15 protein-coding genes and 1 pseudogene are annotated in these 22,281 nt (G+C 71.2%); 6 read left to right on the top strand and 10 right to left on the bottom strand.

All coding sequences use genetic code 11. From position 1 onward, the window contains the following. Window positions 1–25 precede the first annotated feature (25 nt). Window positions 26–1,447, bottom strand: a complete 1,422-nt coding sequence (locus ACUY4T_RS13360; RefSeq protein WP_446019455.1) for a pyridoxal phosphate-dependent decarboxylase family protein — start codon at window positions 1,445–1,447, stop codon at window positions 26–28. Window positions 1,448–1,532: 85 nt separating this feature from the next. Further along, window positions 1,533–3,056, bottom strand: a complete 1,524-nt coding sequence (locus ACUY4T_RS13355) for an alpha/beta hydrolase (RefSeq protein WP_446019454.1) — start codon at window positions 3,054–3,056, stop codon at window positions 1,533–1,535. A gap of 268 nt (window positions 3,057–3,324) precedes the next feature. Between ACUY4T_RS13355 and ACUY4T_RS13350 the strand changes: the two genes are divergently transcribed. The 5 genes from ACUY4T_RS13350 (at window position 3,325) to ACUY4T_RS13330 (ending at window position 12,880) form a co-directional block, all read left to right on the top strand. Next, window positions 3,325–5,238 (top strand): Hsp70 family protein, encoded by a 1,914-nt coding sequence (locus ACUY4T_RS13350; RefSeq protein ID WP_446019453.1) that lies wholly within the window; start codon window positions 3,325–3,327, stop codon window positions 5,236–5,238. After that, window positions 5,235–7,781 (top strand): LuxR C-terminal-related transcriptional regulator, encoded by a 2,547-nt coding sequence (locus tag ACUY4T_RS13345; RefSeq protein ID WP_446019452.1) that lies wholly within the window; start codon window positions 5,235–5,237, stop codon window positions 7,779–7,781. The genes ACUY4T_RS13350 and ACUY4T_RS13345 overlap by 4 nt, the downstream gene beginning before the upstream one ends. 254 nt (window positions 7,782–8,035) lie before the next feature. Beyond that, the gene (locus ACUY4T_RS13340) at window positions 8,036–9,247 is read left to right on the top strand and encodes an IniB N-terminal domain-containing protein (RefSeq protein WP_446019451.1); all 1,212 of its coding nucleotides are present in this window, start codon (window positions 8,036–8,038) and stop codon (window positions 9,245–9,247) included. A 97-nt stretch (window positions 9,248–9,344) separates the two neighbouring features. Beyond that, the gene (locus ACUY4T_RS13335; protein WP_446019450.1) at window positions 9,345–11,225 is read left to right on the top strand and encodes a dynamin family protein; all 1,881 of its coding nucleotides are present in this window, start codon (window positions 9,345–9,347) and stop codon (window positions 11,223–11,225) included. Next, complete coding sequence (locus ACUY4T_RS13330; protein WP_446019449.1) at window positions 11,222–12,880, top strand: dynamin family protein; 1,659 nt, start codon at window positions 11,222–11,224, stop codon at window positions 12,878–12,880. The genes ACUY4T_RS13335 and ACUY4T_RS13330 overlap by 4 nt, the downstream gene beginning before the upstream one ends. Before the next feature lie 432 nt (window positions 12,881–13,312). Here ACUY4T_RS13330 and ACUY4T_RS13325 read toward each other — a convergent pair whose 3' ends face one another. The 8 genes from ACUY4T_RS13325 to ACUY4T_RS13290 all read right to left on the bottom strand — a co-directional run bounded on the left by ACUY4T_RS13325 (window position 13,313) and on the right by ACUY4T_RS13290 (window position 20,836). Continuing rightward, a complete protein-coding gene (locus ACUY4T_RS13325) occupies window positions 13,313–14,119 on the bottom strand; it encodes an SseB family protein (RefSeq protein WP_446019448.1) in 807 nt (268 codons plus the stop codon). Beyond that, window positions 14,103–14,849 (bottom strand): bifunctional 1-(5-phosphoribosyl)-5-((5-phosphoribosylamino)methylideneamino)imidazole-4-carboxamide isomerase/phosphoribosylanthranilate isomerase PriA, encoded by a 747-nt coding sequence (gene priA / locus ACUY4T_RS13320; RefSeq protein ID WP_446019447.1) that lies wholly within the window; start codon window positions 14,847–14,849, stop codon window positions 14,103–14,105. Before priA ends, ACUY4T_RS13325 begins: the two co-directional genes overlap by 17 nt. 100 nt (window positions 14,850–14,949) lie before the next feature. Then, window positions 14,950–15,588 carry an imidazole glycerol phosphate synthase subunit HisH gene (gene hisH, locus ACUY4T_RS13315; protein WP_446019446.1) on the bottom strand — a complete coding sequence of 213 codons (639 nt, stop codon included), beginning with the start codon at window positions 15,586–15,588 and terminating at the stop codon, window positions 14,950–14,952. Then, window positions 15,585–16,199 carry an imidazoleglycerol-phosphate dehydratase HisB gene (hisB, locus tag ACUY4T_RS13310; RefSeq protein ID WP_446019445.1) on the bottom strand — a complete coding sequence of 205 codons (615 nt, stop codon included), beginning with the start codon at window positions 16,197–16,199 and terminating at the stop codon, window positions 15,585–15,587. Before hisB ends, hisH begins: the two co-directional genes overlap by 4 nt. A gap of 9 nt (window positions 16,200–16,208) precedes the next feature. After that, window positions 16,209–17,339, bottom strand: a complete 1,131-nt coding sequence (locus tag ACUY4T_RS13305) for a histidinol-phosphate transaminase (protein WP_446019444.1) — start codon at window positions 17,337–17,339, stop codon at window positions 16,209–16,211. A gap of 36 nt (window positions 17,340–17,375) precedes the next feature. Beyond that, on the bottom strand, window positions 17,376–18,683 hold the full coding sequence (locus tag ACUY4T_RS13300; RefSeq protein ID WP_446019443.1) for a Fic family protein: 1,308 nt from the start codon (window positions 18,681–18,683) through the stop codon (window positions 17,376–17,378). Window positions 18,684–19,155: 472 nt separating this feature from the next. Further along, window positions 19,156–19,563, bottom strand: a complete 408-nt coding sequence (locus ACUY4T_RS13295) for an META domain-containing protein (protein ID WP_446019442.1) — start codon at window positions 19,561–19,563, stop codon at window positions 19,156–19,158. A 574-nt stretch (window positions 19,564–20,137) separates the two neighbouring features. Next, complete coding sequence (locus ACUY4T_RS13290) at window positions 20,138–20,836, bottom strand: hypothetical protein (RefSeq protein WP_446019441.1); 699 nt, start codon at window positions 20,834–20,836, stop codon at window positions 20,138–20,140. A 206-nt stretch (window positions 20,837–21,042) separates the two neighbouring features. Between ACUY4T_RS13290 and ACUY4T_RS13285 the strand changes: the two are divergent. After that, a pseudogene (locus tag ACUY4T_RS13285) lies at window positions 21,043–22,279 on the top strand (IS3 family transposase). Window positions 22,280–22,281 lie beyond the last annotated feature (2 nt).

Here is a 22,281-nt window from a genome sequence, read left to right as displayed (position 1 = left end):
CGCCGACATCGCCGCCGGACCGCGCTCAGGGTTCGGCGCGCACGGCGCGGAGTGCGCGCTCGACCGCCTCGACCGTGCGGTGCGCCTGCGCCGCATCCGTCCCCCAGTTGCTCACGGAGAAGCGGACGACCGCGCGGTCGTGCCACCGGGAGGTCATCGCGAGGACCTCGCCGTCGTCCCACAGCCGCGCGCTCAGCGCCTCGGTGGCCGAATCGTCCTCGAGGGCGATGCACACCTGCGTGAACACGACCTCGTTCAGGACCTCGACCCCCGGCAGTGCCGCCACGCCCTCGGCGATGATCCGCGCCGATGAGGCGAGCCGGTCGATGAGGTCCGCCACGCCCTCGCGACCGAGGGTGCGCAGGACCGCCCACGTCGGCACGCCCCGCGCGCGACGCGACAGCTCGGCCACCTTCTCGTGCGGGTCGGCGCCCTCCGCGGTCGCCTGGAGGTAGCTCGCGTGCATGGTCAGCGCATGCCGCATCGCCGCGCCGTCGCGCACCATCGCGATGCCGCAGTCGTACGGGACGTTGAGCGTCTTGTGCGCGTCGGTCGACCAGGAGTCGGCGTCGGCGAGCCCGACGGTGAGCGGCCGGAGGCGCGGCGAGGCCGCCGCCCACAGGCCGAAGGCGCCGTCGACGTGCACCCAGGCGCCCGCCTCGTGCGCGACCCTGCACGCCTCGGCGAACGGATCGAAGGCGCCCGAGTGGATGTTGCCCGCCTGGAGGCAGACCACCGCCGGACCCGAGTCCGCGGCGAGGACCTCGCGGAGGGATTCCGGGACGATCCGTCCCTGCTCGTCGGACGCCGCCGCCACGGGCGCGCCGAGGCCCAGGTATCGGCCGGCGAGGTCGATCGTGCCGTGGCGCTCCGCTCCGACGATGAACCGCACGCGCGGACCGCCCGCCAGCCCGTCGCGCGCGACATCCCAACCGGCGCGACGCAGGACCTCGTCGCGGGCCGCCGCGAGGCAGGCGAACTGCGCGGTCGTCGCCCCGGTCGCGAATCCCACCTCGCTCTCGGCGGGCAGCCCGAGCAGGTCGAGCACCCACGCTGCGGCGAGCTCCTCCACGGCCGCGGTCCCGGGGGTGACGTTCCGCAGTCCGTTGTTCTGGTCCCACGCCGACACGAGCCAGTCGGCGGCGAGCGCGACCGGCTGGGCGCCGCCGATCACCCAGCCGAAGAACCGGGGCGAGCCCATCGCCATGAGCCCCGGCTCGATTCGCTCCGCGAGCCGTTCGATCACCTCGTCGGCGGGCTCGCCGCGATCCGGCAGCTCCCGCCCGAGCGCCTCGGCCACCTCGTCCACCGTGGCGCGCGGCGGGATCGGCCGCTCGGGCAGGGCCTCGAGCCACTTCGCCGCGTGCCTGCGAGCCAGGTCGAGCAGGGCCGGGTCGTGCGGCCGGAGGTCGGGCGCCGAGGGCGCCCCGATCGTCTGATCGGACATCATGCACCTGGATTCCGCGCGGCGTCGCGCAATCCTGATCATGCTCCGTCGCGCGCGCGTGCGTCAAACGCCTCGCTGCGGTGGGCTACGGCGCCGGACAGGTCACGTCGGCCGACGGCACCACCCCGTCGAGGAGGTACTGCTCCACGACGTCGTCCACGCACGCGTCGCCCTTGTTGAAGGCGGTGTGGCCCTCGCCCGTGCGGGTGACCAGCACGCCGCTCTCGAGCTGCGATGCGACCGCGACCGCCCAGGCGTGCGGCGTGGACGGATCGCCCGTGGTCCCGAGGACGAGGATCGGTGCCGCGCCCGGTGCGGTGATCGCCACGCGCTCCAGCTCGGAGCGGTACGGCCACGAGAGGCATGCGATGTCGCCGTACGAGAAGTAGACGCCGAGGTGGGGCGCGGCCTCGCTCAGCGACCGCGCCTCCTCCTTCATGACCTCGACGTTGTTCTGCGTGGTGTGATCGAGGCAGTTGACGGCTCGGATGGCCTCGGGGAGGTTGCCCGAGTACTCGCCCTCCGCCGTCCGGCCGTAGTACCCGTCGACGACGGCGAGCGCCGACTCGGCCTGTCCCGCGGCGACGGTCGCGAACACGGCGTCGAGCACGGGCCAGGTGTCCTCACGGTACAGCGGTGCCGCGATCGCGAGCAGGAGGTTGTCGACGCCGAGGACCCGCCCGTCGGTCGACGGGATGGGGTTCCGTCCGACGCCGTCGAGGATCTGGCGGACCACCGGCAGCGCGTCGTCCGCGCTGCCCTCGAACGGGCAGGTGGCGGCGGCGATGCAGGCCGTCAGGTACGAGCGGAGCGCGGCCTCGAATCCCTTCGCCTGGGCCAGGGTGATCGCCGCCCGGTCGAGCGACGGATCGATGGGACCGTCGAGCACGAGCCGGCCGACCCGATCGGGGAACAGCCCGGCGAACACGGTGCCGAGGTAGGCGCCGTACGAGTAGCCGAGGTAGGCGAGCTCGTCCTCGCCGAGAGCGGCGCGCAGCATGTCGAGGTCGCGGGCGACGCTCGCGGTGTCGACGTGGGCGAGCAGGTCGCCGGTGTCGCGGAGGCACGCCTGGCCGAACCGGTGGGTGAGCTCGTTCTGCGAGGTGAGCCAGGTCGTGCTCCCGCGGATGCCGCGGGCCGGCGCGTAGAGGAACCGGTCCAGGTCGGCGGGCGGCAGGCAGTCGACGGCGGTGGAGCGGCCCACGCCGCGCGGGTCGAAGCCGACGATGTCGTAGCGATCCTGCACGGACTCCGTCGCGACGACGTCGAGCGAGACGGCCACGGCGTCGTAGCCGGACACGCCTGGCCCGCCGGGATTGACGAGCATGGAGCCGATCCGGTCCCCCTGCGCCGGCTGCCGGATCAGCGCCAACTCGATCTCGGCGCCGCCCGGGGCGTCCCAGTCGAGCGGGGCCACGGCCGTCGCGCATTCGAAGTCGCCGCACTGCTCCCACCGGAGCACCTGGCCGTAGAACGGCTCGAGTGCGGCGTCCACCTTCTCGCCCGTCGGCGTCGACTCGTCCACCACCGGGAAGAAGGTGGAGAGGCCGCAGCCGCTCGCGCTCGCGGCCGCGGCGAGCGCGATGACGCCGGCGACCGGGAACGCCACCCCCCTCGGCGCTCGACCCATGGAACCCACGTTCCCCCACCTCCGCGCGGACCGCCCCTCCCCCGTTCTGGGGGTTCGCTCGTTCCGGCCGTTTGTCCCCCGGTCCAGCGCCCGGATCCGCGAGGATCGTGGGGTCCGATGCGCTGTTTGTACCCCGAAACGGGGATGCGCGGGCGGGTTGTGGCCGTCCGCGGACCACGCAATACTGCACGGGTCGCGGCATGGACTCGAACGGCGCACGCCGGTGCCGCGCAGGGGGGTTGAGTCCGTGAACTCGTACGCGCTCGGAATCGACATCGGCACGACCTTCACGGCCGCCGCAGTGGGGCGGCGCGGAGCCGACGGCGACCTTCGGCTGAGGCCGCTGGAACTCGGCACGCGCCGGTCGGCCGTGCCGACCGTGGTCTTCCTCGGCGACGACGGGGCCGTCGTCGTCGGCGAGCCGGCCGAGCGGCGTGCGATCGACGCGCCCGACCGCGTGGTCCGCGAGTTCAAGCGCCGCATCGGCGATGAGACCCCGTTGATCGTCGGCGACGTCGCCGCCGCGCCCGAGGAACTGTTCTCGCTGGTCGCCCAGTGGGTCGTCGCTCGAGCCGAGGCCGAGGAGGGGGCGCCGCCGTCCGCCGTGGCGCTGTCGTATCCGGCCGCGTGGGGCGAGCATCGGATCGGGTCGATCCGGGACGCCCTCGCGGGCGTCGGACTCGACGAGGTCGACCTCGTGAGCGAGCCCGAGGCAGCGGGGCTGAAGTACCTCGCCGACCACGAGCTCGACGACGACGGCGTGCTGGGCGTCTACGACCTGGGCGGCGGGACGTTCGATGTGGCGCTGCTGCGCCGCGACGCGGACGAACGCCTGGCGCTGCTCGGCGCGCCCCGCGGCATCGACCGCCTGGGCGGCTCGGACTTCGACCAACTCGTGTTCGACCACGTCCGCAGCGCCGCCGAGCGGGCCTTCGACGGGCTCGACGAGGGCACCGACGAGGCGACCGTCGCCCTCGCCGCCGTGCGCCGCGAGTGCACCGAGGCGAAGGAGGCCCTCTCCTTCGACGCGGAGACGGCCGTCGCCGTCGCCCTGCCGACCGGCCATGCCCGAGTGCGGCTGGTGCGAGGCGAGTTCGAGCGGATGATCGACGCCGACCTCAGGCGCACGGTCGACACGTTCCGTGAGGCCATCGATGCCGCGGGTCTCGATGTCGACGCCGTGTCCACAATCCTGCTCGTCGGCGGCTCGTCCCGGATCCCCGCCGTCACCCAGGTGATCTCGACGGAGCTCGGCCTGCCGGTGGCGATCGACGCGGATCCCAAGGCCTCCATCAGCCACGGGGTGGCGCTCGCGGCAGGGCGGCGACTCGACCCCGTCGTCGCTCCGATCGCCCTCGCTCCCCCGGCCGTCGACTCGGCCTCGACCGAGGAGCGCCTGGCGAGCCCCGCGAACGAGCGCGGTGGTCGCACCGCGGTGCCCGCGTGGATGCGCGGCGCGACGTCGACGCCCCATCTCTCGATGGGCGTGCGCACGACACTCCTGGCCGGCGTCGCGGCCGCGCTCCTGGCCGCCGTGGTGCCCATCACCCCGCTCGGAGCGGGCGGCCAGGCGGATGGGGCGACCGGCGGTGCCGCAGAACTGCAAGGGGCGGATGCCACGGCCGCCGGCCGGTACGTCACCGGAGCCCCCGACGCTACGGAGCGGGAGCCGCTCGCCGACGATCCCCTGACCCGAGTCGACGAAGCCGAGGTCGACGAACCGACGGGCCCGCTGAAGCCCGGCAAGACGACGCCGACGACCAGGAGCGCCTCGGCGAGCTCGTCCGGATCGTCGTCGACGGGGTCGGGAACCTCCGCGGCAGGCGACACGTCGGCCGCAGGAGGAGACCCGGCCGACACCACGCTCACACCGACCACCTCTCCGTCGCCCACGCCCACCGCAGATCCCGCACCGGCCCCCGATCCCGCTCCTGACCCCACTCCGGACCCCGCACCGGACCCCGCACCGGACCCCGCACCCGACCCCGAGCCCGTCAGCGAGCCGGCACCGGAGCCGACGCCTGAGCCCGCACCCGAACCCGCGCCGGACCCCGCACCCGATCCCGCCCCGGAGCCCACGGTCGCGCCGGAGCCGACGGTCGCGCCGGAGCCGACGTCCGACCCGGCCACCGACCCCGCGGAGCCCGTGCCCGCGCCATGAACGCCTCCCCACGCAACGATGCGCTGCATGCGCCCGCGATCGCGGGCTGGTCCGGCGGAGAGCAGATCGTCCGGCTCATCCTCCGCAATACGGACCGCGTCATCGCGGGCGTGACCGGGCCGGGCGGATCGGGGAAGTCCACGCTGCTGGAGCGGATGGCGGCGGAACTGCGCACCGGCGGCGCCCGGGTGCTGCGCGGCCCCGACGCTGCACCGAGCGCGGTCGTCGACGCACCGGTCGTGCTGCTCCTCGACGATGCGGAGCAACTGGGACCGGACGACCTCGCGCTGCTCGACGGACCGGGGGACGACGTGCCGCACGTCGTGATCGCCTTCCGGCCGGTTCCGACCTCACCCGTCGTGAGCGCCTTCGACCCCGCCGGACGCCGCCATCCGATCGTGACGTTGAATCCGCTGTCGGTCGCCGAGGTCGGCGACCGCTGGACGACGCTCCTGGGCGCACCGTCCGACCGCCGGACCCTCGAGCACCTCTCCCGGCTGACGCGGGGCAACCCCCGGTTCGTCGACCTCGCGCTCGATGCCGCCCGCGATGACGGATGGGATCTCGACGTCGACTCGGAACTGCCCGGCACGGTGCTGGCGCACGTCGCGGACGAGCTCGACGCCCTCGACCGGGTCACCCGGGAGTTCGTGCTCGCGCTCGCCGTCGGCTTCTCGTCGTCGGGACCGGCCCTCGCGACCGCCGCGCGCTTCGCCGGCGCCGACACCCTCACGCTCATGCAGACGGCCAGGGCCTCCGGTCTCGTCGGTGCCGACGGCGAGCTCAGCCCGCTCGTGCGCACGGCGGTCCTCAGGACCGCACTTCCGGACGAGGCGTGGTCGCTGCGGCGCGAACTCGTCGATGCGATGGAAGCGGCGGGCATGCCGCTGGAGACCGCCGCCCTGTCGCTGGCCGACGAGGGCTACAACGACCCGCGGGTCGCCGCGGCGCTCGAACACGCTGCCGACGAGCGCCTCTCGTCCGATCCCGAGGGTGCCGCACGACGCTACGCCGCCGCCGTCGCGGCGGGCGCCGACCGGACCTCCCTCGACGCTCGGCGTGCGCACGCCGCGTGGGCGTCCGGCGACGTCCGCGGCGCCGAGCGCCTGGTGGACCGGCTGCTCGGCCGGGCCGACTCGCCCGACCTGTGCCGCGCCGTGGAGGTCGCCGCCGCGGTCTGGGCGCGGCAGGGCATGCTGCGACGCAGCGCGGAGGCGTACGAGCGGCTCTCGATGGAGCGATGCGCCCTCGGGCCGCTGGCGGTCGTGAGCCTCGCCGCCACGGGAGAGATCGACCGTGCGGTCGCGCTCGACGCCTCCCGAGAGCGCGTCGGGTTCCCGACCTCGACGGACGTGGCGCTGGACCTCATGGCCGACGGCGTCCTGCGACTCGCCGGCGGCGAGCACGACCGGGCTCTCGGCAGCCTGCTGAACGCCTCGGGCATCCTGCCGGAGGCCGGTGCGGCGGCGCCGCTGCCGGAGATCCCAGCGGTGCTCGCCTCCCACGCCGCGCTCGCGGCCGGCGAACTCGCCATCGCCGATGACGTGCTGGCGTCGGCGATCGACGCCGCGCAGGGCGGCCCGGCCTTCGTCGCCCGTCTGCAGCTCACGCGCGGACTCGTGGCCCTGCGCGCCGATCGGCCGCTGCATGCTCGCGAGCACCTCGCCGCCGCGGCGGCGCACGCCGCAACGCATCCGCTCGGCCTGCGCGACGAGCTGCTCGCCGGCGCGTTGCGCGTCGGCCTCGCCCGACACCGGGGCGAGATCTCCGAGCTCGTGCGGGCCTGGCGGGCGGCTCGACCCGCGCTCGCCGGCATCCGACCGGACCTGACGACGCTGCCCGTGCTGGCGGAGCTCGCGCCGGCTGCCGCCCGCCTCGGCGAGATGCAGCTCGTCGAGGCGCAGCTCGCCGCGGCATGGGAGTTGCTCGATCGATTCGGTTCCGAGGGACCGCTGTCGACCGCGCTGCACTGGGCCGAGGTCGAGGCGGCACTCCTCCGGAACGATCCGGCCGCTCTCGTACGGCACGCGGAGGCGCTGGGCGCCGGGACCGGGGACCGGTCGGCTCCGCGCCTGGCCGGGGCGGCCCGGACCTGGGCTGCCGCACTCGCGGGCGACGTCGACCTCGAAGCGGTCGAACGCGCCGCACGCGACCTCGAGGCGGCCGGGTACCCCTGGGATGCCGCGAGGCTCGCCGGACACGCGGCGGCGCGCGCCGCCGAGCACCAGGATTCCCTGCGACTGCTCGCACTGGCTCGGAGCCTCCATCCCGACGAGGCCGACGCCGCCGCCGCGAGCAGGACGGCGGACGGGCCGGCCGCACCGTCCGGTTCGGCCTCGTCCAACGACGGTTCCGCGCTCAGCGCGCGCGAGCGGGAGGTCGCGCGCCTGGTGCTCGAGGGGAAGACCTACGTCGAGATCGGCGAGGCCATCTTCATCTCGCCCAGGACCGCCGAGCATCACATCGCGCGCATCCGCCGTCGCCTCGGCGCCGGCACCCGCTCGGATCTCATCGCCAAGCTGCGCTCGGCGCTCGGCGACTGACCCGCCGGATCGGCCGCGGAGCGCCCTGAGCCCCGGGGGGCCGGCCGCCGCACCGCCTGCTCCCCACCGGACCGCGGTCGGACCCGTACCGGATCCCCTAACGGCCCCGGGGCGAAACCCCCAACACCCCCTCCCGCAGGCAGGAAGCCGGGGGAAGCTCCCCGATGACCGGCGAGGGCGCGGAGAGCAGGCTTGCTCTCGGGGGACCGGCGCATGTCGGTCATCGTCACCTCGACGCATGGAGGAGATCGAACATGTCGAACATCACGACGGCGCTGCTGGACTTCCTGATGGGCCTGCTGAGGGACCCTGAGGCGGCAGCAGAGTTCCGGGGCGACCCGGACGGCGCCCTCACGAACGCCGGCCTGAACGGCATCTGCGCTGCGGACGTGGACGCGGTCATGCCGGTCGCGCTGGACTTCTCGCCGGTCGCCAACCGCGAGTACGACACGGGCGGCAACAGCATCGGCGGAGGCGGCTGGGGCGGCGGCTCGGGCGGCGGAGGCGGCTGGGGCGGCGGCTCGGGCGGCGGAGGCGGCTGGGGCGGCGGAGGCGGCAGCAGCGCCGCCAGCAGCCACCACAACGGCGGCAGCCACTACGGCGGCGGCGGCCACGACGGCGACTACGAGATGGCCGTCCACAAGATCATGAGCGTCGTCAACACCTACTCGTACATCGACGACCGCGATGTCATCAACGACGCGTCCGTGAACACGACCATCTGGGCGAACGACAGCATCGTCGGCGTCTCGAACGAGGTCGAGAACAACACGACGACGGCCTCCGGCGACGGAGCGGTCGCCGCAAGCACCGGCGCGGCCGTCTCGGCCTACAACGTCGACGAGTCGATGAGCATCGAGGACTCGTTCAACGAGGAGAACGAGCTCGAGATCGAGGACTCGTTCAACACCGACAACTCCACGACGAACATCGCGATGGACTCGTTCAACACCGACAACTCGGTCGAGGACTCCTACAACGAGGACTCGTACAACGACGAGTTCGAACTCGAGGTCGACATCGAGGACTCCTTCAACACCGACAACTCGATCGACAACTCGGTCGACAACTCGGTCGAGATCGAGGACTCGTTCACGATCGAGGACTCCTTCCAGGACAACACGGACAACTCGGTCGACACCGACATCGAGGATTCGTTCCAGGTCAACGACTCCTTCCAGGACAACACGGACAACTCGGTCAACACCGACGTCGAGATCGAGGACTCGTTCCAGGTCAACGACTCGTTCCAGGACAACACCGACAACTCGGTCGAGGTCGAGGACTCGTTCAACGGCAACAACCTCGAATCGGGCCCCGGCGACCTCACCGAGACCGAGGTCGAGGTCGAGGTCGAGATCGAGGACTCGTTCCAGGTCGAGGACTCGTTCCAGACCAACGACAACAACGTCGAGAACGGCCCGGGCGACCAGATCGCCGACAACGAGGTCGACCTCGCGCTGTAGTCCACGCAGCGGCTCGGCCCGGCGCACACGACGTGCGCCGGGCCGAATCCGCTGCTCGTCTGGTTGAATCGAAGGACCTCGAACGGGGAGCGCAACGGTGCAGCAACTCATCGAACTCGTCGACCGCGGCATCGCCCTGGCCGGCAGCGGCGACCGGCCCGACCTCCGCCGTCGGCTCGAGCAGACGCGCGGTCGACTGAACGACCCGAACATCCGCGTGATGGTCGTGGGCGAGTTCAAGCAGGGCAAGAGCCAGCTCATCAACGCCCTCGTCAACGCTCCCGTCTGCCCCGTCGACGACGACGTCGCCACCGCGGTGCCGACCACCGTCCGGTACGGCGAGCGCGCCTCCGCGTCGGTGCTGTCGACGAGTGCGATCGGGGGCACGGTCGAGGCCGACGGGCGCTCGCAGCGCACCGAGGTCCCGATCGCCGACCTGCCGAGGTACGTCTCGGAGCGCGGCGGCCGCGGCACGACGACGGAGGTCGCCTCGGCCGAGGTCGTGCTCCCCCGGAAGCTCCTGAAGAGCGGGCTGACCCTCATCGACTCCCCCGGCGTCGGCGGGCTGAACTCGGCGCACGCGATCACGACGCTCGCGACGCTGCCATCGGCGCATGCGATGCTCTTCGTCTCCGACGCATCGCAGGAGTTCACCGAGCCGGAGATCCAGTTCCTCCGCCACGCAATGCGGATCTCGCCGAACGTCGCCTGCGTGCTGACGAAGGTGGACCTGTACCCGGAGTGGCGTCAGGTGGCGGAACTCGATCGCGCCCACCTCCGGTCGATCGACCCGGAGATCCCCCTCTTCCCCGTCTCGTCGAACCTTCGACTGATGGCGCTGAAGGAGTCCGACGCGGAACTGAATGCCGAGTCCGGCTTCGCGACGCTGGTCTCCCACCTCCGAAAGGACGTGGTGGGGAAGGCGGAGCTGATCCAGCGCCGCTCGGCGGCCTCCGACCTGCTGTCCACGACCGAGCACCTGCGCCTGTCGATCGACTCCGAGCTCAGCGCGCTGCTCAAGCCCGAGAAGACGCCCGAGATGGTCGCCCGGCTCGAGTCGACCAAGGCCCGCGCCGACGAACTGCGACGCAACTCCGCCCGCTGGCAGATCACCCTCAACGACGGCGCCACCGACCTGATCGCCGACATGGAGCACGACCTGCGGGACCGGCTGCGCACCATCCAGCGCGAGGCCGAGGAGGCGATCGACGAAGGCGACCCCGGTCCGGTCTGGGACGAGCTCGTGGACTGGTTCGAGCAGCGCGTGTCGTCCGCGGTCACCGACACGTTCGTCTGGACCCAGGAGCGCGCGCAGTGGCTCTCCGCGAAGGTGGCGCGGCACTTCGACGAGGAGGAGGTCGCACTCCCCCAGATCCACGTCGATGACACGCACGAAGTGCTCGATGCCGTCGACGGCATCTCCGAACTGGATCCCGGACGGCTCGGCGCGATGCAGAAGTTCTACATCGGCCTCCGAGGCTCGTACGGCGGCGTCCTCATGGTCGGCATCATCACGAGCATCGTCGGGATGTCGCTCATCAACCCGCTCTCGCTGGCCGCCGGCGCCGTCATCGGCCGCAAGGCCTACAAGGAGGACGTGGAGAACCGCCTGCAGCGCCGCCGTGCCGAGGCCAAGAACCTCATCCGGCGCCAGGTCGACGAGATCATCTTCCAGGTCGGCAAGCAGCTGCGCGACCGCCTGCGCCTGGTCCAGCGCGTCACGCGCGATCACTTCACGGCGATCGCGGAGGAGCACCATCGTTCCCTCGCCGACTCCGTGCTGGCCGCGCAGAAGGCGGCGAACACCTACGCGAGCGATCGCGACCATCGCATCCAGCAGCTGCGCGCCGACCTCACCCGGGTCGACACGCTGTCGAGCCGCGCGAAGGCGATCGACGGCGCCGCGGTGGCGGGCGATCACGCCCGGCACGCCACCTCGTCGGCCGCACCTGCCGCCGCGGAGAGCAGTCGGGCGTGAGCGAGGGCCTGGTCGAGCAGGCGAACGAACTGCTCGAGCTCGCCGCGGATCACCTCCGTGGCGACGCGGCGGCCGTCGCGCGCATCCGGGACCAGCAGGCCCGCCTGCGCGAGCCCCTCCGCGTGGCGATCGCGGGCATGGTGAAGGCGGGCAAGTCGACCCTGCTGAACGCGGTCATCGGCGAGGAGATCGCCCCCACCGACGCCGGCGAGTGCACCAACGTGATCGTCTGGTACCGGCACGGCACGGCGCCGGCCATCACCGTCCGGCTCCGGGACGGCGGAGTCCGCTCGCTGCCGATCCGTCGCGAGGAGGGTCGCCTCCTCATCGACCTCGACCCCACGGAACCCGACGAGATCGAGCGCGTCGTGGTCGAGTGGCCGTCCAGCCGGCTCGAGGACGTGACCCTCATCGACACGCCCGGCATCGCGTCGCTCTCCTCCGACATCTCGGCCCGATCCGCCGCCTTCCTCACCCCGGAGGCCGATCCGTCCGAGGCGGACGCCATCGTCTACCTGACCCGGCACATGCATTCCGCCGACGTCGGGTTCCTCTCGGCGTTCCGCGACACCGTGGTGGGCCGGTCGCGCACGGTGAACGCGATCGCGGTGCTCTCGAGGGCCGACGAGATCGGCGCGGGTCGCATCGACGCGCTGCTCTCGGCCCGATCGATCGCCGAGCGGTACCGGTCCGACGGTTCGCTGCGCTCGCTCGCCCTCGACGTGGTGCCGGTCGCGGGCCTGCTCGCGCAGTCCGCGAGGACGCTCCGGGAGCACGAGTTCGATGCGCTCCGACGGCTCGCTCGGCTCCGGCGCACCGACCGCGAGCGGATGCTGATGTCCGTCGATCGCTTCGTCCGCGAGGACGCCCCGGTCGACGTCTCGGCGGAGGAGCGGCGCAACCTGCTCCGTCGGTTCGGGATGTTCGGGATCCGGATGGCCGCGGTCTCGATCCGCGCCGGGCACCACGATGCGACCTCCCTCGCCGATGAGCTCTACCGCCGCTCCGGGATGGAGGACCTGATCCACCTCGTGGGAGGCCAGTTCCGTTCGCGGGCCGACGTGCTGAAGGCGAGCTCGGCCCTCGCGGCGCTGCGGAGCCTGCTCGCCGAGCGTCCTCCGGCGGCGGCGTTCATCGAGCGCTCGATCGAGCGACTCGAGGCGAACGCGCACGAGCTCCGCGAGCTGGCGATGCTCTCGGCCGCGCGCACCACCGGGCTGGGCCTCGCGGCTGCGGATTCCGCCGAGGCCGAACGACTCATCGGCGCGGCCGGCACCGGGCTCGCCGAGCGGCTGGGGATGCCGCCGGACGCCCCGTCGGAGGACCTGCACCGCGCTGCCGCAGCGGCGCTGGCGCGCTGGCGGGCGCTCGCGGGCAGCCCGCTGCTCGACCGCGCGGCGGCCGAGGCCTGCGACGTGGTCACGCGGACCTGCGAGGCGCTCGTGATCGCCGCCGGACCGGCGTCAGTGGAGCGTCGCCGGCTGCACCTCGCCCCGAGTCCGGAACCAGTGGTTGGCGCGAGGGAGGAGGGTCGCGAGCCAGGCGACGACCGCGAGGGCGAGGCCGCCCAGGAGCAGGGCCTCGACGAGGAGGCCGAACTGCGCGACCGTCAGGAAGGCACTGCCGACGATCGCCACGCCGACGTGCACCAGTAGGAGCGGCAGCTGCGCCCAGCGCGCCCCGCCGCGGCGATTCAGCACCATCGCCAGCAGGATCGCCTCCACCGTGACGACGACGCCCAGGCTCGCGATGCAGGTCCAGTAGATGAGGTCGACGAGCGCCGAGATCGACGATTCGTCGTAGCCCGGTGCGACCCGCAGCAGCGTCTCCTCGAGTTCGAGGACGATCGACTCGTGCGACAGGAACGCGATGAGCATCGCGGCGGCGGCCGCGGTGAAGCTCAGCAGCCACAGCACGCGGGACGTGCGGACCGAACGCGGCGGCGGCACGATCTTGAGCACGGGCGGTCGCCGGTCGTCGGACAGGCTGGGGCGCTCCGGAGGCGGCGCGAGGTCGTCGTCCTCGGACGTGTCGTCGTGGTGCGGCGGACGCGGCTTCCCCCCGGAGGCGTCGGTCATGCCGTCAGCCTACGACAGGAGGTCCCCCGCGGGCGGCTCCGCCGCGTCGGCGACGAGCCGCACGGTGAGCGAGTCGACTCCGGTGGCGATCGCGTCGTCCTCCGCCCAGCGGCGTGCGAGCCGGGTCGTGACCGCGTCGAGCTCGGAGCGCGTGAGCCCGGCGATGAGGCGCAACCGCACCACGAGCTCGGGGCCGAGGAGCCGCGCGTCGGGATCGCCGGGCTCGAGGTCGACGCCGACGACGGCGAGCTCGCCCGCGATCGACCGTTCGAACGCGTCGCGCACCGACCCCGATTCGAACGGCGGCTGCCACCCATGCTGCTGGGCCACCGCCCAGACGGCGGGACGTCGCAGCACGAACTCGGTCGGGCTCGCAGGGTCGAGCACCACGAGTTCGGTGCCGTCATCCGCTGCGGCGAGCGCCACCCGCACGCCGTCCGCGGGCACGGGTCGGGCGCCGGGGTTCCAGCGGGACATCGCCCCGACCGAGCCGAACACGGGCAGCACCCTCCGGCCGTCGGGGCCTTCGACGGTGACGATCGAGAGCTCCTGGCTCTTGTCGACGGCGTGCCCGTGCGCGCCGACCTCGGTGCCGCCGTCGCCCAGCTCCGCGAGCAGCGGGATCAGCAGTCGCGCTCCGGCGAACGCCGCGACGACGTCGGCCTGCCCTCCGTCGCCGGATCGGAACCGTTCGAGCGCGGCGCCGAGCGCCGGCGGCATCCGCCCGTCGTCGCCCGCATGCGGGTTGGACTGGAACGACCGGCCCGCCCAGGGGCGACCGGCGGAGTCCGCGGCCGGATCAGTGGGATGCGACATCCAGCGCCTCGGGGAGCGTGAACGCACCCGCGTAGAGGGCCTTGCCGATGATGGCGCCCTCGAGGCCCTGCGGCACGAGCTGGCGCAGCGCCGCGATGTCGTCGAGGCTCGAGACGCCGCCCGACGCGATGACGGGTCGGCGGGTGCGCTCCATGATCTGGCGGAGGAGCTCGATGTTCGGGCCCTGCAGCGTGCCGTCCTTCGTGACATCCGTCACCACGTATCGTGCGGCGCCGGCCTCCTCGAGGCGGTCCATGACGTGCCAGAGGTCGCCGCCGTCCTTGGTCCAGCCGCGCGCGGCGAGCGTGTGGCCGCGCACGTCGAGCCCGATGGCGATGGCCTCGCCGTACTGCGCGATGACGGACGCGGCCCACTCGGGGTTCTCGAGCGCGGCCGTGCCGAGGTTGATGCGCTTCGCGCCGATGGCGAGCGCGTGCTCGAGCGAACGGTCGTCGCGGATGCCGCCGGAGAGCTCGACGTTCACGCCGCGCACCTGCTTGATGACCTTCTTCAGGACCCCGGCGTTCGATCCGCGGCCGAACGCCGCGTCGAGGTCGACGAGGTGGATCCACTCGGCGCCCTGGTCGGCCCAGTCCGCCGCGGCGTCCACCGGGTCGCCGTAGCTGGTCTCGGTACCCGCCTCGCCCTGGGTCAGGCGGACCGCCTTGCCGCCCGCCACGTCGACTGCCGGAAGCAGCACCAGGCGGGGGCTCTTGCTGAACTCACTCATCACTGTCCTCGAATCGGATGCCGCGGGAATCGCGACTTCGGCACAGTCACAGCATCCTAGTCCGCTGCGCGTCCATCGTGACGAACCGCGGTCGTTCGCCTCATCCGAGTGAGGCGATCCAGTTCGAGAGCAGCCGGATGCCGGCATCCGACGACTTCTCGGGATGGAACTGCGTGGCCGACAGCGGGCCGTTCTCGACCGCGGCGAGGAACCGTCCGCCGTGCTCCGCCCAGGTCAGCTTCGGCTGCGGGAAGGGCGGGATGACGTCGAGGTGCCACTCCTGGGCCGCGTAGGAGTGCACGAAGTAGAACCGCTCGTCCTCGATGCCGTCGAAGAGCACCGAGCCCGTGTCGGGTCGCACGGTGTTCCAGCCCATGTGCGGCAGCACGTCGGCCGGGAGCTCGCGCACCACGCCGGGCCATTCGCCGAGCCCTTCGGTGTCGACCCCGCGCTCGACGCCGTGCTCGAACATCACCTGCATGCCCACGCAGATGCCCAGGACGGGCCGTCCGCCCGCCAGGCGCCGGTCGATGAGTTCGTCGCCGCGGACGGCGCGCAGCTGGTCCATCACGGCCTTGAAGGCGCCGACGCCCGGCACCACCAGGCCGTCCGCCTCCATGACGGCGCTCCGGTCCGCGGTCAGCTCGACCTCGGCACCGGCGCGCTCGAGCGCCTTCGCCGCGGAGTGGACGTTGCCCGAGCCGTAGTCGAGCAGCGCCACGCGGCGGGTGCGGGTCACAGGGCGCCCTTCGTCGACGGGATGCCGGTGACCAGCGGGTCGAACGCCTTCGCCTGGCGGAACGCGCGCGCGAACGCCTTGAACTCGGCCTCCGCGATGTGGTGCGGGTCGCGGCCGCCGAGCACGTTCACGTGCACGGTGAGCCCCGCGTTGAAGGTGATCGCCTCGAACACGTGGCGGACCATCGACCCGGTGAAGTGGCCGCCGATCAGGTGGAACTCGAACCCGGCGGGCTCGCCGGCGTGCACGAGGTAGGGCCGCCCGGAGATGTCGACGACGGCCTGGGCGAGCGCCTCGTCCAGCGGCACGAGCGCGTCGCCGTACCGCGAGATCCCGCGCTTGTCGCCGAGCGCCTCGCGGATGGCGCGGCCCAGCGCGATGCCCACATCCTCCACCGTGTGGTGCACGTCGATCTCGATGTCGCCCTTCGCGCGCACGGTGAGGTCGGTCAGCGAGTGCTTCGCGAACGCCGTGAGCAGGTGGTCGTAGAAGGGCACGCTCGTCTCGATGTCGCTCGTGCCGGTGCCGTCGAGGTCGATCGAGAGGTCGATGCTCGACTCGCTGGTCTCGCGCTGCACGCGCGCGGTGCGCGCGGGGCGGTCGGTGCTCATGCGGTCATCCTATTCAGCGGGCTCGTGGGAAGGTCGGGTCGGGGGTCGACCGGCGGCGGATGCCGCTGGCGCGAAGGCCGCCATCGCCTCGAGGAACGCGGTCGTCTCGGCCTCCGTTCCGGCGGTCACGCGGAGGCATCCGGGCAGTCCGATCTCGCGGATCAGGATGCCGCGCTCGAGGAGCGCCTCGAACACCCCGTGGGGGTCGTCGACGCCGCCGAAGAGCACGAAGTTCGCGCCGCTGCGGTAGGGGCGGTAGCCCATCGCCTCCAGCTCGCGGCTGATGCGGTCGCGCTGCCCGCGGATCTCGTCGACCATCGCGAGCATCTCGCCGGAGTGCGCGAGCGCGCCGAGCGCGGCCGCCTGCGTGAGCGCGGAGAGGTGGTACGGCAGCCGGACGAGCCGGAGCGCGTCGACGACCGCGGGGTCCGCGGCCAGGTAGCCGACGCGGGCGCCGGCGAACGCGAACGCCTTGCTCATGGTGCGCGACACGAGCAGCCGGGGGCGGCCCTCGAGCAGGGTCAGCGCGCTCGGCGTGCCCGGGTCGGCGAACTCCTGGTACGCCTCGTCGACGACGACGACGCCGCGCGCCGCGTCGGCGACCGCCGCGATCGTCTCGATCGAGAGCGGCGTGCCCGTCGGGTTGTTGGGCGAGCAGAGCAGCACGATGTCGGGGTCATGGCGCTCGACCGCGGCGACGGCCGACTCGGGCGACAGCTCGAAGTCGGCGTCGCGCTCGGCGGTGACCCACCCGGTTCCGGTGCCCGAGGAGAGCAGGCCGTACATCGAGTAGGTCGGCGCGAAGCCCAGCGCGGTGCGCCCGGGCCCGCCGAACGCCTGGAGGATGTGCTGCAGCACCTCGTTGGAGCCGTTCGCGGCCCAGAGCTGCTCGGGGCGCAGCCCGTGGCCGAGGTAGGTCGCCAGCGCGGTGCGGAGCTGCGTGAACTCGCGGTCGGGGTAGCGATTGAGGCCGATGATCGCGGCCGCCACCCGGGCGACGATGTCGTGGGCGACGTCCTCGGGGATCGGATGCGTGTTCTCGTTGACGTTGAGGGCGACGGGCACGGACTTCTGCGGCGCACCGTACGGGGTCTTGCCGCGGAGGTCGTCGCGGAGGGGAAGGTCGTCGAGACTCGTCACCGACCAATGGTATCGACGGGACATGGAGCCGGGCGGTCAGCCCCTGCGGCGCAGCGCGCCGACCTGCCGGACGGCGGGCGCCGGAGGACCCAGCCGAGGTCGGCCGTGTCCGGTGTCCCCTGCTCCGACGCGGTTGCTGCGTTCGGTCAGGCTCACCAGGGCGAGGTGCCGATCGGCCGTCCAGCAGATCAGCTTCCCCTTCTGGTCCTTCGTGCGACCGAGGATGCCGGCATCGGCGAGCTGGGTGAGCGCGCGATGTGCGGCTGCCGCCGACACGGCGTGATGCGCGGCGACCCTCTCGATGGTCAGGACCGGCTCGGTGGCCAGCCCGTCGAGGATCTTCAGCACCACGGCATCGCTCCGCGGCGTCGCCGGCGTGATGCCCTGCGACGCGCGGAATCGGACCAGGTCCTCGCGCACCTCGTCGTCGAGCGCGGCGAGGTCCGCGGCGAACCTGACGGCGTTGCCCGCTGCCAGCTCGGCGGCTTCGGCGAAGCCGATGATCCACTCGTCCAGCCGCGACGGGATCCGGCGGAATGCGGTGAGTCCCGCGATGTAGCGATCCTTGTCGCCGGCGAACACCGTGCTGATGGGGATGAGGGTGTTGCGGAGTGCGTCGGCGCGGCGGAGCACGGTGTGGATCAGCGCCCGGCCCGTGCGGCCGTTGCCGTCGATGAAGGGGTGGATGGTCTCGAACTGCGCATGCGCGATCGCCGCGCGCACGACGGGATTGCCCGAGGTCGCCGTGACGAAGCGCGCGAGGTCGTCGACGAGGCGCCGCACCTCGGTCTCGGGGGGCGGGACGAAGTCCGCCCGGAGCGGGCTCCAGCCCGGCCCGCCGACCCAGTTCTGCTCGGTGCGCAGCCCCGGTTCGAGGCGGGGCTCGATGAGGTGCTGCAGGCGCTCGATATCGGCGGTCGTGACCTCGGGGGCGCGCTCGCGGTCGCCCAGCTCGGCGATCGCCTCCTCGGTGGCGCGCACGTTCGCGACGACGTCGAGTGCCACGCGGGCGTTGACCCCGCCGGCTGTGCGCTGGTCGAGGAGCTCGGCGATGGCGAGCTTCTTCGGGCTGATGCGATTGCCCTCGATCCACGATGAGGAGATGCTCTCGGAACGGATCAGCAGGTGGTTCAGGTATCCCCCGCGCTCGCCGATACGCTCATCGGCGCGAGCGAGCACGGCCAGCGAATCCTCCGCGGCCTGGTGCGCCTCCCGGCCGATCGGAGGGAGGTCCTCGCCGAGTTCGTCGGGGACGAAGGCCTCGTACCGGCCCGGAGCACGGTCCCTCCGCCCGAGGTGCGACGCGTCATCGGGATTCCAGAGCAGATCGACGTAATGGGCCATGATGCAGCTCCTAACGTCGACAGAGGTCGAGAGATATTTACTTTATACCACCTAAAGGTGATTTTGCGGATACGAATTCATCCGCTCGCGCGCCTCGGATCCGGATCGAAACGGTCGAGCGCTTCCTTCCGTCGGAGAAGCACGGGCGAGGATCGACGGCGCCGCGGGAGAGGCGAGTTGCAGGTTCAAGCCCGTTGCTCACTCTGCTCGTGGACGATCCCTCAGCGAGAAGGCTGAGGACAGCTGTCGTGAGTTCGTAAGGTGGCGATGTCAACCGCAACTGGGCCCAGATGGCGGCTTGATTTGGTACCACACACGCCCGCATCATGGTGCGATGTTTCGGCCGCTCAACGGAGAGCAGCTCGGAGCAGGGTACACCGGCGGTTGATAGCCTCTACCGGCACAAGGGGCCACTCGCGGCTCCGCGAGCGGCCCCTTGTCGTAGCTTCTGTCAGTATGCGATGGGACGTCCTTAGTCGTCGAGTCGGTCGAGCTGCACGAGCGCTCTTCCATCGTTGTCCAGGAGCGTCAGTTTTCCGGAACGCACCTCGGCTTCCCGCATCTGACCCAGGTTCGGCACATCAGCGCACGCCATGCCGGTCCCGGCGGAGACAACCAGCTCGATGCGGCCGTCGACTTCGGACCATTCTCCAGAGAGCAAGCAGACGTCGTGTGCTTCGAATCTTCCGTCCTCGTAGAATTGGATGCCGACGCCATCACTTAGCGAGGAACCCCAAGCGCCGACGAACACTTCAGACTGGTCCGGGGTTTGTGTCGGGTCCGGATGATCTGGCGCGCTGCAGCCGGACAGTAGCATGAACACCCCGGCAGCGACCGGTGCAAGCCGCCAATCAACCCAAGATGATGTCGAAGCCATCATTGCGTCATGATCGAAGCGCTGAGCGCGGAGCTGATCGGGGTGACCGGCATGTAGGAGCATCGCTTCAGGCCGATCACGGTGAAGTATCCGAAGTGCTGACCATGCCCGATCGCCTTCCCATCGTTTCGAGTTGTAAGCCACGGTCCGCCCGAGTCGCCTCCCAAGCACGCGCTGACAGTCGTATGCCGAAAGGGGCCGGTCCCCTGGTAGTAGCCCACGGTGCTAAGGATGGTGCCGGCGTGCAGCCCCGAGCGTGCAGCGCTCAGCGCGATCGCACCCCCCACGGGCTCACTCGCCTGTCCTGCGTGAACCGCGCGGCTGTCACTTGTCACGGCATCCCCGACCCAGACTCTCGCCTCAAACTGTCCTTGTGGCGAACTCCTAAGGAGCATCGTGTCTTTCTCGACGTTGTAGTAGTAGCGCTGTCCGACAAACGAACTGCTGTTGTACCACTGGGATACCCCGGTTCCGGTGAAGCAATGCTCGGCAATCGACCCCATGGCTTCGGTCGTGCCCCACTTTCTCCAGTTGAAGCCCGCAGTGCAGTCAGTCGGGTTGGGCGAACCGGAGTACTTCAGCCTCGTTCCTCCAGTCCACGGCGCGGTTCGACCGCACGATTCTGGGGAGCCGCCTCTGCTGTCGCGTCGCTGACTACGGATACCGGAACCCCCTCGATCTCCACGACGCTGGACCTAGCGGCAGCAGACTCGTCCGCAGTCACGATCGAGACTTCGCCGGAAACAGTGTCAAACATCACGCTCGAGACTGATGAGACGCCGATCCGTTCCGCCCACCCTTCACTGTCGGCGGAGATCTTGCGAGCCAGTTCGGCCCTCTGCTGAGGATCGAAGTCGACGGGGATCGGAGAGACCTTGGGGACCGCAGTGGACGAGGCAACCGCCTCAACTCGAGTCAGGAAGCTCCTGAGAGCCTGCTCGTCGCCGCTGGCGTTATAGAGCACGTTGAGCTGCTTGCCATGGTTCACTACTTCGAATCCCGCGAAGACGGACGGAAACTGATCCCCCACACCGCCGATGCCTACTTTCTCAAGGGACGCGGTAGCATCCACAAGCGGGTCGTTCACGGTTTGGTCCAGGATCGCCTCCACCTCAGCGGGTGACAGACGTTGGCCACCGTCCTCCGGGTCGGGTGTAGGTTCCGCGGCGGCAACGGGAGCCACCGCCAAGCTCAGTAGCGCGGCGGTTGCACCGACCGCTGTTAGCCCAGTGACGCCTCGAGCGCTGACGCCGCGCGAATGAATGATCCACCCCATGTCCCCTCTCACGTGCGGTGGGCTGACCCTATCCTGAATCGGCAGATAAGTGGACTGATGTCTCCTTATCTCAAGCTACCTGGAGCAGTGGGCGCTTCCTTGTATGTGTCGCCAAGGGCGCTTGGCTTGCAAGGGAAAGGCGCATCTGCGATTCGCCGTGAATCGGCCTGACTTTCGTTCCGTTCTTCAAGCAAGGATGGAACACGATGAACAGGAAGTACTCGCCGGAGATGCGTGAGCGGGCTCTGCGGATGCTCGCTGAGTCGCGGCCGGAGCACCCGAACATGATGAGCGCGGTCCGGCACGTGGCCGGGCTGCTCGGGATGAGCCCGGAGACGCTGCGGCTCTGGCAGCGTCGGTACGAGATCGACGCCGGCGTGAAGCCCGGTGTGACCACGGATGCGGCGGCGGAGATCAAGCGGTTGCAGAAGGAGAACGCCGAGCTGCGGAAGGCGAACGAGATCCTCAAGGCTGCGAGCGTGTTTTTCGCCAAGGAGCTCGACCGCCCTGACCGAAATGGTCCGGTTCATCGACGAGTACCGGGATCGTTTCGGGGTCGAGCTCATCTGCCGGGTCCTCAGGCCGGCAGTCACGGGGTTCCTCACCTCGCGCGGGTATCGCGCCGCCGTCGGCCGGGCGCCGTCGGCCCGGCAGTTGCGGGACGACCTGCTGGTGCCGGAGATCGTGCGGCTGCATGCGGAGAACTACGGCGTGTACGGGCGGCGGAAGATGCACGCGCTGATGCGGCGGCGGGGCTGGGACATCGGCCGGGATCAGACCGAGCGGTTGATGCGCCTGGCCGGGGTGCGTTGGGTGAAGAAGTCCAAACACGTGTTCACCACGAAGACCGACAAGGCGCTGTCACTGCCGAGCGACCTCGTCAACCGGCGCTTCACCGCGGACGCCCCGCGGCGGCTGTGGGTGTGCGACGTGACGTACGTCGCGACGTGGTCGGGGTTCGCGTACGTCGCGTTCGTCACCGATGTGTACTCGCGTCGGATCGTGGGGTGGAACGTCGCGGCGACGCTGAAGGCGGAGATCCTGCCGTTGCAGGCGTTGGATATGGCCGCGTGGGACGCTGGCGGCGACCTGACCGGGCTGACGCACCACTCGGACCACGGGTCGAACTACATGGCCATGGTCTACACCGACCGTGTCGTCGAACTCGGCGCCGTCCCGTCCACCGGCACGGTCGGCGACTCGTACGACAATGCCCTGGCCGAGGCGATCAACAACCTCTACAAGACCGAGCTGATCCGTCAGCGCGGTCCGTGGCGGACCGTCGAGCAGGTCGAACTCGCAACCCTCGAGTATGTGTGGTGGTGGAACCATCAGCGACTGCGCGGCGAGCTCGACATGCGCACCCCGATCGAGTTCGAAGACGCGTACTACGCTGACCTCGAATCAGCCCAGCCGGCACCTGCCGGACAAAGAAGCCGATAGGA

Source organism: Agromyces arachidis (assembly GCF_052805135.1).
This window is presented reverse-complemented; position numbering and strand designations above follow the sequence as displayed.

Coding starts and splice junctions, on each gene's coding strand:
- priA (WP_446019447.1), bottom strand. CDS start 14,849: ATGAGTGAGTTCAGCAAGAGCCCCCGCCTGGTGCTGCTTCCGGCAGTC.
- ACUY4T_RS13345 (WP_446019452.1), top strand. CDS start 5,235: ATGAACGCCTCCCCACGCAACGATGCGCTGCATGCGCCCGCGATCGCG.
- ACUY4T_RS13325 (WP_446019448.1), bottom strand. CDS start 14,119: ATGTCGCATCCCACTGATCCGGCCGCGGACTCCGCCGGTCGCCCCTGG.
- ACUY4T_RS13360 (WP_446019455.1), bottom strand. CDS start 1,447: ATGTCCGATCAGACGATCGGGGCGCCCTCGGCGCCCGACCTCCGGCCG.
- ACUY4T_RS13300 (WP_446019443.1), bottom strand. CDS start 18,683: ATGGCCCATTACGTCGATCTGCTCTGGAATCCCGATGACGCGTCGCAC.
- hisB (WP_446019445.1), bottom strand. CDS start 16,199: ATGAGCACCGACCGCCCCGCGCGCACCGCGCGCGTGCAGCGCGAGACC.
- ACUY4T_RS13340 (WP_446019451.1), top strand. CDS start 8,036: ATGTCGAACATCACGACGGCGCTGCTGGACTTCCTGATGGGCCTGCTG.
- ACUY4T_RS13295 (WP_446019442.1), bottom strand. CDS start 19,563: ATGATGGCTTCGACATCATCTTGGGTTGATTGGCGGCTTGCACCGGTC.
- ACUY4T_RS13290 (WP_446019441.1), bottom strand. CDS start 20,836: ATGGGGTGGATCATTCATTCGCGCGGCGTCAGCGCTCGAGGCGTCACT.